General features: G+C 39.8%; 11 protein-coding genes. 1 reads left to right on the top strand and 10 read right to left on the bottom strand.

Going from position 1 to position 15,509, the window contains the following annotated elements; all coding sequences use genetic code 11:
- Positions 1 to 71 precede the first annotated feature (71 nt).
- Positions 72 to 1,526 (top strand): alpha-amylase, encoded by a 1,455-nt coding sequence (locus QM865_RS00155; protein WP_414305748.1) that lies wholly within the window; start codon positions 72 to 74, stop codon positions 1,524 to 1,526.
- Positions 1,527 to 1,613: 87 nt separating this feature from the next.
- Here the strand turns inward: QM865_RS00155 and alaS are convergent, their stop codons facing one another.
- The 10 genes from alaS to QM865_RS00105 form a co-directional block, all read right to left on the bottom strand.
- A complete protein-coding gene (gene alaS, locus QM865_RS00150) occupies positions 1,614 to 4,232 on the bottom strand; it encodes an alanine--tRNA ligase (protein ID WP_414305747.1) in 2,619 nt (872 codons plus the stop codon).
- A 21-nt stretch (positions 4,233 to 4,253) separates the two neighbouring features.
- On the bottom strand, positions 4,254 to 4,739 hold the full coding sequence (locus QM865_RS00145; RefSeq protein ID WP_414305746.1) for an LURP-one-related/scramblase family protein: 486 nt from the start codon (positions 4,737 to 4,739) through the stop codon (positions 4,254 to 4,256).
- A 328-nt stretch (positions 4,740 to 5,067) separates the two neighbouring features.
- The gene (locus tag QM865_RS00140; protein ID WP_049539722.1) at positions 5,068 to 5,391 is read right to left on the bottom strand and encodes a hypothetical protein; all 324 of its coding nucleotides are present in this window, start codon (positions 5,389 to 5,391) and stop codon (positions 5,068 to 5,070) included.
- Positions 5,392 to 5,465: 74 nt separating this feature from the next.
- Entirely contained in the window at positions 5,466 to 6,617 is a 1,152-nt protein-coding gene (locus tag QM865_RS00135; protein ID WP_261128073.1) for a GIY-YIG nuclease family protein, read from the bottom strand.
- Positions 6,610 to 8,541, bottom strand: a complete 1,932-nt coding sequence (locus QM865_RS00130; RefSeq protein ID WP_414305745.1) for a DEAD/DEAH box helicase — start codon at positions 8,539 to 8,541, stop codon at positions 6,610 to 6,612. Before QM865_RS00130 ends, QM865_RS00135 begins: the two co-directional genes overlap by 8 nt.
- The gene (locus QM865_RS00125) at positions 8,538 to 11,330 is read right to left on the bottom strand and encodes a class I SAM-dependent DNA methyltransferase (RefSeq protein ID WP_414305744.1); all 2,793 of its coding nucleotides are present in this window, start codon (positions 11,328 to 11,330) and stop codon (positions 8,538 to 8,540) included. Before QM865_RS00125 ends, QM865_RS00130 begins: the two co-directional genes overlap by 4 nt.
- A gap of 263 nt (positions 11,331 to 11,593) precedes the next feature.
- Positions 11,594 to 12,664: an ABC transporter substrate-binding protein gene (locus QM865_RS00120; RefSeq protein ID WP_261072133.1), complete on the bottom strand. Its 1,071-nt coding sequence runs from the start codon at positions 12,662 to 12,664 to the stop codon at positions 11,594 to 11,596.
- Positions 12,661 to 13,434 (bottom strand): ABC transporter permease, encoded by a 774-nt coding sequence (locus QM865_RS00115; RefSeq protein ID WP_000712742.1) that lies wholly within the window; start codon positions 13,432 to 13,434, stop codon positions 12,661 to 12,663. Before QM865_RS00115 ends, QM865_RS00120 begins: the two co-directional genes overlap by 4 nt.
- On the bottom strand, positions 13,431 to 14,237 hold the full coding sequence (locus QM865_RS00110) for an ABC transporter permease (protein WP_000753801.1): 807 nt from the start codon (positions 14,235 to 14,237) through the stop codon (positions 13,431 to 13,433). The genes QM865_RS00115 and QM865_RS00110 overlap by 4 nt, the downstream gene beginning before the upstream one ends.
- Complete coding sequence (locus QM865_RS00105) at positions 14,218 to 15,375, bottom strand: ABC transporter ATP-binding protein (protein ID WP_000742913.1); 1,158 nt, start codon at positions 15,373 to 15,375, stop codon at positions 14,218 to 14,220. Before QM865_RS00105 ends, QM865_RS00110 begins: the two co-directional genes overlap by 20 nt.
- Between the last annotated feature and the right edge of the window lie 134 nt (positions 15,376 to 15,509).

Raw genomic sequence — 15,509 nt, 5'->3', positions numbered from 1 at the left:
CGCAAACGTTTGCGTTAGGAGATACTTTATGATAGAATAAAGAACAAGATTGACAAGTAAGAGGAAAAACAATGCAAAATCAAACACTCATGCAGTACTTTGAATGGTATCTGCCCCACGACGGTCAGCACTGGACGCGTCTTGCTGAAGATGCTCCACACCTAGCTGATCTGGGGATTAGTCACGTCTGGATGCCACCAGCCTTCAAGGCCACCAATGAAAAAGATGTAGGCTATGGGGTCTATGACTTATTTGACCTTGGAGAGTTTAACCAAAAAGGGACTGTCCGCACCAAGTATGGTTTTAAAGAAGACTATCTTCAAGCCATTCAAACTCTAAAAGCACAGGGAATTCAACCAATGGCCGATGTGGTTCTCAACCACAAGGCTGCGGCCGATCACATGGAAGCCTTTCAGGTCATCGAAGTTGATCCTGTAGACCGTACAGTTGAACTCGGAGAACCTTTCACCATCAATGGTTGGACTAGCTTTACCTTCGATGGTCGCCAAGATACCTACAATGACTTCCACTGGCACTGGTATCACTTCACCGGTACTGACTATGATGCCAAACGCCGTAAATCTGGGATTTATCTCATTCAAGGAGACAACAAGGGCTGGGCTAACGAGGAATTGGTCGATAATGAAAACGGTAACTACGACTACCTCATGTATGCCGACCTAGACTTTAAACATCCTGAAGTCATCCAAAATATCTATGACTGGGCTGACTGGTTCATGGAAACAACTGGTATTGCTGGTTTCCGCTTGGATGCCGTCAAACACATCGACTCTTTCTTCATGCGCAATTTCATCCGTGATATGAAGGAAAAATACGGTGAAGATTTCTATGTTTTTGGTGAATTTTGGAACCCAGACAAGGAAGCCAATCTAGACTATCTTGAAAAAACGGAAGAACGCTTTGACCTTGTCGATGTTCGTCTCCACCAGAATCTCTTTGATGCTAGCCGAGCTGGTTCCAACTATGACCTTCGTGGCATTTTCACAGATAGCTTGGTTGAACTCAAGCCCGACAAGGCTGTAACCTTTGTCGACAACCATGATACCCAACGAGGACAAGCCCTTGAATCAACTGTTGAAGAATGGTTCAAACCAGCAGCCTATGCCCTCATTCTATTACGTCAAAATGGACTGCCATGTGTCTTTTACGGAGACTACTATGGGATTTCAGGGCAGTATGCTCAACAAGATTTCAAAGAAGTTCTTGACCGCCTCCTAGCCATCCGAAAAGACTTAGCCTATGGAGAACAAACAGACTACTTTGATGAAGCTAACTGTATCGGTTGGATACGTTCAGGTGCTGAAAATCAATCCCCAATCGCAGTCCTTATCTCAAATGACCAAGAAAACAGTAAATCAATGTTTGTCGGCCAAGAATGGGCTAACCAAACCTTTGTAGACTTACTTGAAAACCACCAAGATCCAGTTACAATTAATGAAGAAGGTTATGGACAATTCCCAGTCTCAGAAAGATCTGTAAGTGTCTGGGCAGCTAATACTATCTAACAGACAATGATAATCAAGCCAGATCCAATCGGATTTGGCTTTTTAAGTATGAAAAAGACCTACCCAAATGGATAGATCTTTGTTTGTTTACAATTTACCTGCTACTGCATCCAACAATTCTTGAATTTTAGCTTGGTTGCTTCCTCCTGCCATGGCCATGTCTGGTTTACCACCACCACGTCCATCGACGATTGGTGCTAATTCTTTGACAAGGTTTCCTGCATGAAGGTCTTTTGTCTTGCTTGCTACAAGGACATTGACTTTGTCACCGATAGCGGCAACTAGGACAAGAAGATCAGAGTAGTCTTTTTGTTTCCAGTTATCTGCAAAGGTACGAAGGGCACCAGCATCTGATACAGACACTTGACTAGCAATGTAACGGTGACCGTTGACTTCCTTCACATCCTTGAAGATGTCACCTGCAGCTGCAGCTGCGGCTTTTTCTTTCAACTCAGCATTTTCTTTTTGAAGTTGACGAAGTTGTTCTTGAAGTCCTTCTACCTTGTGAGGTACTTCTTTAAGTTGAGGTGCTTTAAGAGTTGCTGCGACAGCTTTAAGAGCATCTTCTTGTTCGCGGTAGGCTTCAAAGGCTTCCTTACCAGTCACTGCCAAGATACGGCGAGTTCCTGATCCGATACCTTCTTCTTTGACAATCTTGAAGAGACCAATTTCAGAAGTGTTGCCAACATGGGTACCACCACAAAGCTCGATAGAGTAGTCACCGATTGTAACAACACGGACTTCTTTACCGTATTTCTCACCAAAGAGGGCCATCGCTCCCATTTCCTTAGCAGTATCAATATCTGTTTCAACTGTCTTCACTTCAAGAGCTTCCCAGATTTTTTCATTAACTTGCTGTTCAATCGCACGCAATTCTTCAGCAGTTACTGCTTGGAAGTGGGTAAAGTCAAAGCGAAGGAATTCGACTTCGTTAAGAGATCCTGCTTGTGTTGCGTGATTTCCAAGGATATTGTGAAGAGCAGCGTGAAGCAAGTGAGTCGCAGTGTGGTTTTTCATGACACGGTGGCGACGATTAGTATCGATTGCCAAGGTATATTCTTGGTTCAAGGCAAGCGGTGCAAGGACTTCAACAGTGTGAAGAGCTTGTCCGTTTGGAGCTTTTTGAACATTTGTCACAGTAGCCACGACCTTACCTGACTCATCCAAGATTTGTCCGTGGTCAGCAACCTGTCCCCCCATCTCAGCGTAGAATGGTGTTTCTGCAAAGATAAGTAAGGCAGTTCCTTCTGAAACAGCTTCTACTTCTGCATTGTCAGCCACGATAGCCACCAATTTAGAAGACAATTGGCTAGCATTGTAGTTGAAGACACTTTCTACAGTGATGTTTTGAAGGGTTTCATTTTGCATCCCCATTGAACCACCCTTGACAGCTGAGGCACGCGCACGTTCTTGCTGTTCTTTCATGGCTGCTTCAAATCCTTCACGGTCTACAGTCATACCAGCTTCTTCAGCGATTTCTTCAGTCAATTCAACTGGGAATCCATAAGTATCATAAAGTTTGAATACATCTGAACCAGCAATGACAGATTGACCTTTTTCTTTCAAGTCAGCTACGATGCCTTGGGCAAAATGTTGACCTGAATGAAGAGTGCGAGCAAATGACTCTTCTTCGCTCTTAACGATTTTTTCGATAAAATCACGTTTTTCAAGCACTTCTGGATAGTAGCTTTCCATGATTTTTCCAACAGTTGGAACGAGTTTGTAAAGGAAAGGCTCATTGATACCCAATTTTTGACCATGCATAGAGGCACGACGGAGCAAACGACGAAGAACATAACCACGACCTTCATTTCCTGGAAGGGCACCATCCCCGATGGCAAATGAAAGTGAACGGATGTGGTCAGCAATGACCTTAAAGCTCATGTTGTCGCCATCTTGGTCATAAACCTTACCAGACAATTTCTCCACTTCACGAATGATTGGCATGAAGAGGTCTGTTTCAAAGTTAGTCTTAGCACCTTGGATAACCGCCACCAAACGCTCCAAACCAGCGCCCGTATCAATGTTCTTGTGTGGCAATTCCTTGTACTCGCTACGAGGAACAGCAGGGTCTGCGTTAAATTGTGACAAAACGATGTTCCAGATTTCGATATAGCGGTCGTTTTCAATATCTTCTGCAAGGAGACGAATACCGATATTTTCTGGGTCAAAAGCTTCCCCACGGTCAAAGAAAATCTCTGTGTCCGGTCCAGAAGGTCCCGCACCAATTTCCCAGAAGTTGTCCTCGATTGGAATCAAGTGACTTGGGTCCACTCCCACTTCAATCCAACGGTTGTATGAATCTTTATCGTCTGGATAGTAGGTCATGTAAAGTTTTTCAGCTGGGAAATCAAACCATTCTGGGCTTGTCAAAAGCTCATAAGCCCAAGTGATCGCTTCGTCACGGAAGTAATCCCCGATAGAGAAGTTCCCCAACATTTCAAACATGGTATGGTGACGTGCAGTCTTCCCTACGTTTTCGATATCGTTGGTACGGATAGCCTTTTGGGCATTGGTAATACGTGGATTTTCAGGGATAATAGTCCCGTCAAAGTATTTCTTAAGGGTTGCTACCCCAGAGTTGATCCACAAAAGCGTTGGGTCATTTACAGGAACCAAACTTACTGATGGTTCTACTGAGTGACCTTTGGTCGCCCAGAAATCAAGCCACATTTGGCGTACTTGTGCACTAGATAGTTGTTTCATATTGTCTCCTTATTTACTTGTTTAATGTGATTGGCTTTCCAGCATTTCTACATAGTCAATCGCGACACAGAGGGAAATGACTAGGTCTGCATAAGCGTCCTCAAGAACCGTTACGCTATAGGTAGAGGTCAGATGGAAGAGTTCCTTCTTAATTTCCGCAATCAGCTGATCGCGCTCATCCAGCAATTTGAAATTCAAATCCCAGATATTGCCCTCGATACGAAGCTCCAGATTATCAAACTCATACTTATCTCGCCAGAAGGTCAACTTCTTGCGAATGACAAAACTCGAGCCATCCCGAAGCTGAATCTCAAAACGAGGAAGCAAGGTCAAGATTTCTTTACTGATCTGACTGACTTGTTCACCATTAACATCATAGATGGTAAAAGTTTTGGGAATCTTAAAAAATGATCCCTCTACCTGATAGGCGATTTCTCCCCTGTCATCCTTGATAGCGAAGCGTTCGCCTCCAAGACGAAACTTTTGTTTGACAAGAAATGTTTTCATCAACACCTCCAAAAATCAAAAGACAAGCTCATATCACGAAGGGCGAAAAACCGCGGTACCACCTTCATTCAATGAACTTGTCATTCTCTTATTCTTATGCAATTGTATGATTGAGTAGCATGACTTTCTAGCTTAGATGGCTCGCAGCACCGCCATTTCTCTGGACTAAGATAACTGAAAATCAATTCTCAACTTTCTTATTATAACGTTTTTTTAAGCTTGCGTCAACTGAAAATGATTCTAACCAATAGTAGTGAGTTAGGAGAGAAGATATTTTGAAAATTCACCTACTAGTTTTGAAATGTAAGTAGTAATATTTAATTTATTTCTAATACATTTCCCCTACTCTATACTCAACCCATTCCTTTTCCTTCACTGGGTAAATCTTAGCAACTTTTGTTTCCTCATCATATACCACAACAAAGTGCCCTTTACTATTCCAAAACTTACCTAAAATAGTACCATCATGTAAATCAGTACGTAACTTGCCCTCTTGACTTACTGCGCTTTCTGTTTGTACTGTTTTAGTCTCTTCCTTGCTATCAATACCAACAGTAACAAACCTTGACCCTATAATGATAAATAGACAAAACAATACAGCCCCAATCCCTACAAATTTAAACAAGTTCAAATCGCCATTATCTCTTTTCATGTTATCTTTTTATCTCTTTTTCTCTTTTGTGTTCTCTAAATATTAAATAATCTTATAAATAGTGTACTTCTTTATCAAAATCTAATTTCAAATCCAATTTTTTCAATAACTTCTTGGATTTCATCTAGCGATACTAAAAACCATTCTTTAGGAACAAAACTCTCTCCATTTGGCGCTATTAATTCTATGTCTAACTGCTTGTCTACAAAATAATGATGAAGAGTCGTTTCTAATTTTCGAGCGCTGAAATTCTGAACCTCAAAACTAGCTACTAAACGGACAGGAGCATAAAGATAGGTTCCTTCTCTTTCTGCATTTGCTAACCGTTTTGTAATTTGATCCTCTGTAAAACCGATTTTATAGAGATTACTGATATTGGCAATTTGAGGATTGCTACTCAAGGATTTCACTACATAGATATATCCAGTTGTAATTCGTTGACTTGGACTAATACCATTCATCACATCTTCTATCAATTCAGTTACCATTCGTCCATGTCGCGTTCTATCGTGTAAATTTGAGACAAAAGAACGGAGTAAGGCCTTTTTATTTTCTGTACCATTTTCATATACGAGATGAAGTTCAGCATTAGTATAGCCATTCTTGTCAGTGAACTCTTCTCCTTTAGAAACAACATAAACCATTACTCCATTATCCACATAGAACATACCAGGTTTAATTTCTTTTTCTTTTATCACATCAGACTTTCTGACTTGACGACGACCTTCACTAATTTCATCATGAACACGAATAAATAATCCCTGATAATCTTCAAAATTTCCCATCCGTTTACGTGTTCGTGTTTTATCACGCGCTTGAATCGTTCGTTTATAACGTGAGACATCAAATAACGATTTTTCAGCACTATTTACCGACTCAAACAATTCATCTGATAAAATATCTGTTAAACTAGCAGGACTTGAAATAGGGGTCTCGGACTCAACTATATCTATTTTTAGTAGCCCAAATTCATCATAAGGTTCTAATTTTTGGATGCTATCAGGAGATTTTCTAATACCATTTAATCGAGAAAATAAACTGCGTTCTTTAATATTTCTAGACTTTTGTGGCTCTTGTCCATTATTTACTCTCACCCAGTCTATAATTTCTAAAAATTTCTCTACTTCATGATCTGTAACTATTTTTTTCTTAGGTTTTAAAGGAGCTATTAAATGTTCGAAATCAGAATCATTAAAAATGTCAGTTAAATTTTTGAAATCAATCATTACCATTCTCCATCTTCAACTTCATCTGAGACAATTGTAACAAAGCATAAGCCAGTCTCTGTTCGTACGTATCGTTACTTGATTTATCTGGATGACGACCATTTTCATTCAAAAATTGCTTAATTTGAGGATAAAGAATCAAAAGTTCTTCTTCCGAAAACTCCATCTTCTGACCATCCATATAATCTTGTATTAGACGCAAAGTCGGAGCATCAATTTCACGTGATATAACTTCGTAAGCTCTCTGGAAAGGATTGATCTGATCAATTAAATCAATAGATAACTCATCAATATTCACAAATTTATCTGCCATTTTTAGAAAGTCTGTTTGCCCTACTCCCTCTTTCCGTTCAGCTGATTGAACTACCGATTGACTAATAAACTGTTGACGAACTTCTTCAACTTCAGCCCCACTTAAGTCAGGATAGATTTGTTTAATGATGGCTGGAATCATCTGCTTATTAATGACTTCTGCATCCGTTCCCGCAGCAATTGCAGTTTGGATACGCGGTTCTTGCAATATACTAGCACGTAAGTCATTCAAATCATTTTCTATGATATCCTTTGTTCTCTGTGTACTAGGCTCTTTTAAGCCTTTAACGAATATTTCGGCACCAGAAGATTTCTGGTCTTCTCGGTCTTTTCGTTTGAACTTGAAATTTGGCGCTAAAACAGACTCCATCAATAGACTAGCTGTAATGGCCTTCATAACATTATTCACAGCAAAGAAAACTTCATCATCTTGAGCATCTGGTTGAGAAATGAGATTGGTAAATTGAGCGTGTGACTTATTGGAACTATCGCGTGTTACTCGACCTATAATCTGAACAATTTCTGTTAGCGACTGACGATAGCCAATCGTCAAAGCATACTCAGCATAAGGCCAGTCAAAACCTTCTTTAGCCATACCAAGTGCGATAATGATATCGAGATCATCTAAACTGGTCATTTTGTTTAGGTAATCCTGTACTTTTTCACGTCCTTCTTCTGTGACAAGGTCTGCAACTTTCAATACACGACCTGTTTCCTCAGTAACTAACCATAATCCAGTCTTAGGATCTGGAACTGCTTGCCCTAGTTCATCTAAAATTCGGTCAACTTCATCATACTTATCCTTGGTTGATTCACCTGAGTTTACATTGGGAATATGAATGATAGTTTTCTTACTCGTGTCCAGTACTTCGTGCAAGGCATCTGTGTAACGACCACGATAAAAGTTATAACCCATGGCAAAACTTTTCAGATATTTGTACCCCTCCAACTGTTCATAATAAGTATAGGATACCTTATCAAATTTTTGCTCATCTTCAGGTGCCAAAATGGGTACAGAATCTCCACGGAAATAAGACCCTGTCATAGCTACTACATGGGCTGTTGAATTGGCTAATATGTTTCTTAAGGCATTTCCTAAAACTGAATTATCATCTTGAGATACATGATGAAATTCATCGATAGCTAGAAGAACATCATTAAAATCACTATCAGCTAGCTGTTCAAAGGCAAAACGCAAGGTGGCATGCGTACAGATTAAAGCTCTATCATCAGGAGACTCTGAATGCATAAAGTCTACAAACTGTTTTACCTTACTTTTACTGCTCCCTTGTTCAGTCAAATTATTTTTGGGAAGAACTTCCCAATCCCAGTAAAAACCATAATCTGTCAATTTTGTTGAACGAAACGATTTTCCAATAGATCTTTCTGGAACAGCTATAATAGCTTTTTTCAGACCTTGAGCATGTAATTTATCAAGAGCAATAAACATCAAAGCTCTCGACTTACCAGATGCAGGAGGCGCCTTAATCAATAAGTGTTGAGAAGTTCTCTTAGCATATACCCGCTCCTGCATTTCACGCATACCAAGTGCATTATTTGATTGACTAGCACCTGTACCATTGTAATTAATTTCAAATATATTTGAGGTCATTTCGCTTCCTTTTCTGTCATTTCTTTATACAGGTTCAATAAGACACTGAGCCTTTCTTCATCTGATTCAAAAGGCTTTTGCTGGTAGGCACGTTCTACGATACCATCAATTTTTTCATGTGCTTGACGAAGACGTTCGTTCATCGGTTTATTGGCTCCACCGTACAATTCAGCCAAGGTTCCACCTTCTTCTTCTCGAACATCTAGCATTTCAAAAACAGCTTCTTCAAGCATATTTTTCCGACTATCTGAAAGTTCTGGGATTGGGAATGTATTATAAACCAGTCCAGCTGAATAACTATATCGAGTTTCTAATTTCCCACCGATCGCTTGAAACCATTTTATATGCATTTTAGAAACAAGACATCCAAGTAGCCAAATTGGAGTATCATACACAATATAGCAACGATTTGAAATAATTGTATCGTCTCCCACAAATCCCATTGGTATATAATCTCTATCTTCTGAAGTAACAGCAGGAACTAACAGTTGAAACTTCCCTTCTATTTTCCCCTTAGAAAACATATCATCCCATTCACCACGTTGAACAAATTTCCATGGTGTGGATGCAGTTTCTCTTGTTCCAGCAGCCTTAGAATTCAGGCGTTCTTGCCTTACATTTTCAAATAATTGATGGAATTCCTGGATCTTATCTAATTTAGTATATTCATCTTGATCAATCCAAATAGTATATCTAAAATTTCCATTGATATACTCATCTGCTCCAATATACTTTTTAAAATACACTTCAGTTTCAGGATATCTTTGAACTAATTGATTTTTATCATCATTTGTCAGTATTAGATATTTACTTCTTGGCATATTCCCAAAGACTATTTTTGGAAAATTATTTAACTTCTCTGAATCATTGTGATTAGATACAATAATATCATCTGCAAAAGCTAGATAGGGATTTATATTCTTTCCATAACTCTCTCCCTTATCACTATATATAATTCTTTTCTTATCATTTTTATTTGAAAATCCAATGATAGTAACTGTAACCCCTGCATTATGGGCCGCGCTATTATTCCATTTAAACGATTGATATGCAAAGGAAATTTGGCCATATTGTAGAAGAACACTCCACAAAATTGAAACTTGTTCACCTTGATTTATTGAATTTGTTGTTACAAAAGCATATTGAGCATTTTTACCATAAATAAGGTGAGTTGCCTTATAAAACCATCCCGAAATATAATCTAATTTTTTAGAAGAAATTTCTGAACAAATCACATTTTCTAGTTCCTTCTTTTGTTCCAGAGTCATTTTTTTAGAGCCTATATACGGCGGATTCCCAAATATATAAACTTCGTCATCCGCCTCAGCATTCAACACAGTTTCCCAGTCAATTCTTAGGGCATTCCCACAGACGATATTTCCAGCTTCTCTTAAGGGGAGTAGTCTTGGATGGACATCAGCAAGCGCTTCATCCATTTCCACATTCATCTGGTGTTCTGCTATATACAAGGATAGCCTTGCTACTTCATGAGCGAAATCATCCAATTCAATTCCTGAAAACTGGGATAGAGAAATCTTAGATGCATCAGCAATCAATTCCCCTTGATAAACAGCTTTTTCATTTAAAGCTTCACGAATTTCTCGCTGTTTGACTAAGATATTAATCTCTAAACGACGCAGTTCTTTATAGGTAATGATGAGGAAATTTCCAGAACCACAGGCAGGGTCTAAAAATTTGATAGAGGCTATACGAGTGAGCAAATCCTCTAACTTGGGTAAGAGTTGTCGCAATTCCTTGCGACGATGGTCCTCACTAAAATCACCACCTCCTATATAGTAGTCAGCTCGTTCTTCTAATTCCATAAATCCTGCTCGTAAATTATCTAAAAACAGTGGTTTGATGACCTTCATAATATTGGGCACGCTAGTATAGTGCATACCCGATGTTGATCTTGCTTCTTCATTTGCCACCGTTTGGATCATGGAGCCCAAAATATCTGGATTGATTTCATTCCAGTTTAGCAATTCACCTGCTTCAATGAGTAATTGACGAGTTCTTTTATTAAAAATAAGGTCATGATGTGGCTCTGAAAAAAGCTTACCATTTACATAGGGAAAATCTGATAACCACGACTCAAAATCCTGACGACTAAATTCAGGCATATCTAAAACAGTAAATAGCTTTCTAACACACTCATTTAAGTCAGAACCATCTTCGGATGTCCTCATCTTAATAACATTTGTGAAAGCTCCCTTTGAGATGATATTTGTATCTTCTGCAAATAGTAGAAAAAGAACACGAATCAAAAATAGATTAAATGATTTACCATCAGTTTCAGTGATGGCTAGTTCAGGATTAATAGAAATTAGTTCGTCATAAAGTTTGGTGAAACGCTCTGCTGCTTTTACATCAGCAGGATTTTCCTTATCATAATCAATCTTTTCAATACCATTCCAAGGTAAGAAAAAGTCACAATGAGCTGGCAAATCATTAAAAGAAATTGCTAGAGTCAGCCCTGTCTGAGTATCCTTTGCATATAATTCTTGAAAATCTGTTGTAATAATAAATCTAGATTTACGAGCTTGCCCCTCCAACTCTTTATCAATCTCGGTCAGAGCAAGTAATGGCTGATTTTTAACTTTACGAAAATACAATTTATTTTTTATTATAAAATCCTCAGATGCCGCTTTACTTGCTCTTGTTATGGTCGTTTTAGTAATATCAAACAATGAAACAAAATCAACAATAAATGTCGATTGATTCAGATTTTCTACTAAAACCTTGGTTCTATCCTCAATCTCAGTGATATTTAATAACTTTTTAGCCATTAGATACCTCCAAGAAACGCAAAAAGCCTACTGGATTTTCAGTAGGTTTCAGTCTATTTTTTTTGCATTTTTTTATTGGGTTATATATATATATATATATGCATTTGCGTAGTCTGGCTCATTTTGAACTCCTTTAGAATTAAATTTTCAGAGATGCTATAAATAATTCTAATAACTCTCAACCTAAAACTATTATACCATGATTTCTCTTTTTTCAAAAAAACGAACCAGCTCTAACTGATTCGTTTCGTGACTGCTAACTGCTACTTCCGATACATTTTAAACTGTAGGAAGAGGTCGCTATATTTTCCTGTCCATTTATGGTCAAATTTCTCATAAACTTCTAGGTGTTTCATGGTTTCAGCATCAGGATAGAAGGCCTTGTCTTCTTTCTTCTCCTCTGGGAGCAATTCCTTAGCTGGTAGGTTCGGCGTTGAATAGCCGACATACTCTGCGTTTTTGAGAGCATTTTCAGGTTTCAACATAAAGTTGATAAAGGCATAGGCTGCATCTTGGTTTTTGACTGTTTTGGGAATGACCATATTGTCAAACCAAAGGTTGCTGGCTTCTGTCGGTACCACATAGCGTAGATTTTCGTTTTTTTCTAGCATTTGGCTAGCTTCCCCAGAGAAGGTCACACCGATAGCAGCGTTGTTCTGAATCATGTAGCCCTTCATCTCATCGGCAACGATGGCCTTGATATTTGGAGTCAACTTGTAGAGCTTATCCACTGTCTCTTCCAACTGCTGGCTATCCTTGGAGTTGAGGCTGTAGCCGAGGGAATTGAGTCCTAGTCCCAGCACCTCACGCGCCCCATCAAAGAGCATGATAGAGTTCTTATACTCTGGTTTCCAGAGGTCATCCCAATGCTCAGGCGCTTCATCGACCATGGTTTCATTATAGACAATTCCTAAGGTTCCCCAGAAATAAGGAATGGAGAATTTATTGCCTGGGTCAAAGGACTGGTTGAGGAATTCTGGTCCGATATTTTCAAGACCTTCAAGTTTTGAATAATCAAGCGGTACTAAGAGGTCTTCGTCCTTCATCTTGTTAATCATGTATTCACTTGGGATAGCAATATCGTAGGTTGTTCCACCCTGCTTGATCTTGGTATACATGGCTTCATTGGAGTCAAAAGTCTCGTACTGGACTTGGATTCCTGTTTCTTCTGTGAATTGCTCCAAGAGTTCTGGATCGATATAGTCCCCCCAGTTGTAGATAACCAGTTTTTGACTATCTCGGCTATTAATTTTACTATCTAGATGCGTCGCAATTCCCCACAAGATCAGGATAATGGCTACAATTCCTGCTAAAAATGAATAGAGTTTTTTCATGCTTGCTCCTCCTTCTCACGTGAGATAAAGTAATATCCAACAACCAGGATAATACTAAAGAGAAAGACAAGGGCAGACAGGGCATTGATTTCTAAGGAAATCCCTTTGCGAGCACGAGAGTAAATCTCAACTGATAGAGTTGAAAAGCCATTTCCCGTTACGAAGAAGGTCACAGCAAAGTCATCTAGCGAATAGGTGAAGGCCATGAAATAACCTGCAATGATAGACGGTGTCAGGTAAGGAAGCATGATTTCCTTGAACATCTGAAATTGACTGGCTCCCAAGTCATAGGCCGCATGAATCATGTCACCGTTCATTTCCTTGAGACGAGGTAAGACCATCAAGACCACGATAGGAATGGAGAAGGCCACGTGACTAGATAGAACGGTCAAAAAGCCAAGTGAAAACTTGAGTTGGGTAAAGAGAATCAAGAAGCTAGCACCAATCATAACATCAGGCGCAACCATAAGGATATTATTGAGTGAAAGAAAGGCTTCTTGGTATTTCTTACGAGACTGGTAGATGTAAATAGCTCCAAAAGTCCCGATAATGGTCGCTATCAAGGCTGATAAAAATGCCAAGAAAAAGGTCTGGGTCACAATCAACATAAGACGACCATCACTAAACATAGTTTTAAAATGACTCAAGCTAAAGCCTGTAAAGCTGTTCATGTCGTTGCCTGCATTAAAGGCGTAACCAATCAGGTAAAAAATAGGCAGGTAAAGGACAAGAAAGACCAGTCCCAGATAAAGATTGGCAAATTTTTTCATCGTTCTCTCCTTTCCTTGGTCACCCACATAGTGATGAACATGGTCAAGATGAGAATTACACCGATGGTTGAACCCATACCGTAGTTGTCATTGGTTAGAAAATTCTGCTCAATGGCTGTACCTAGTGTGATAACGCGGTTTCCACCAATCAAACGGGTCAGCATGAAGAGACTCAAGCTTGGAATAAAGACAGATTGAACCCCACTTCGCACGCCGTTCATAGACAGAGGGAAGATGACATGACGGAAAGTCTCCCACTTGGTCGCACCGAGATCATAGCTGGCATTGATGAGATTGTTATCCATATCGTCCAAGACATTGAAAATCGGCAAAATCATAAAGGGAAGCTCGATGTAGCTTGCGACAAAAATAAAGGAGAAATCGGTAAAGAGCAACTGTTGCGAACCAATTCCGATAAATTCCAAAAACTGGTTGATAGAGCCATTTTGACCAAAAATCCCAATAAAGGCATAGGCTTTAAGGAGCAAATTGATCCAGGTAGGCAGGATAATCAGCATGAGCCAGAGTTGACGGTGCTTGAGACGGGTCAAAAAGAGGGCTGTTGGATAGCTGATAAGGAGGGTTACAAAGGTCACAATTCCTGCATAAAGCACAGAGTTAAAGCTCATTTTGAGATAGGTCAAGTTTTGTGACGCAAAGTAAGATTTATAGTTTTCTAAACTGAATTGTCCTTCAATATTGAAAAAGGATTGTCCGAAAATCAGGACCAAGGGTGCGAGCACAAAGAGGGCAATCCAGAGCATGTAGGGCACTACAAAGAGTTTAGAGCTTGTTTTCTTCATCTCTTTCCTCCTCGATTGCATTGATCAGACCTGCTTCTTGCTCTTCGATTTCTACGTACTCCTCGATACGAGCATCGAACTCTTCTTCAGTTTCGTTGAGACGCATGATGTGGATGTCTTCTGGCTCAAAGTCCAGACCGATTTCCTCACCCACGATGGCCTTACGGGTTGAGTGGATCATCCATTCATTCCCAAGTTCGTCATAAGCGATAATTTCATAGTGAACTCCACGGAAGAGCTGGGTATCCACCTTAACTTGGAGCTTGCCTTCTTCAGGAAGGGTAATCCGCAAGTCCTCTGGACGAATAACAACCTCAACAGGTTCATTTGGTTTCATCCCCCCATCGACCGCTTCAAAGCGTTTGCCGTTAAACTCAACTAAGTAGTCCTCAATCATGGTACCTGGCAAGATATTTGACTCACCGATAAAGGTGGCAACAAAATGGTTAATCGGCTCATCGTAGATATCCACAGGTGTTCCAGACTGGACAATCTCGCCATCATTCATGACAAAAATCCAGTCACTCATAGCCAAAGCTTCTTCCTGATCGTGAGTGACAAAGACAAAGGTAATGCCCAATCGTTGTTGCAGTTCACGCAGTTCGTACTGCATGTCTGTTCTTAATTTCAAGTCCAACGCTGACAAGGGCTCATCCAACAAAACCACACGAGGTTGGTTGATGATGGCACGGGCGATAGCAACACGCTGACGTTGTCCTCCAGAAAGTTTGCGGATGGAACGTTTTTCATACCCTTCCAACTGAACCATCTTGAGAACTTCCGCTACACGCTGCTCGATTTCTTTCTTGTCGATCTTACGCAAGCGAAGTGGAAAGGCAACATTTTCAAACACATTCATATGTGGAAACAAGGCATAGGATTGGAAGACCGTATGCACATCTCGCTTGTTGGTTGGGATATCATTGATGCGGACACCGTCTAGCATGATATCTCCTGTCGTCGCATCCAGTAAACCTGCAATGATGTTTAGGATGGTTGATTTCCCTGAACCAGATGCGCCTAAAAGGGTATAAAATTTCCCTTCTTCCAACTCAAAATTGATATCTTTGAGAACCTTGGTGTTGCTGTCTTCAAAAACTTTAGAGACGTTTTTGAATTCAATAATTGGTTTTTTCAATTGTCATTTATTCCTTCTTTTTCATAGATTAACAGATCAGGGCTCTGTCAGGCCGCCACTACCTCGTGTAGGAGATTAAACTGCCTACATTCTTCTGCACTAACGATAGGCTTTCACCCCCTTTCCATGACATA

It is taken from the genome of Streptococcus mitis (genome assembly GCF_047462815.1).
GTDB lineage: Bacteria > Bacillota > Bacilli > Lactobacillales > Streptococcaceae > Streptococcus > Streptococcus mitis_DO.
This window is presented reverse-complemented; position numbering and strand designations above follow the sequence as displayed.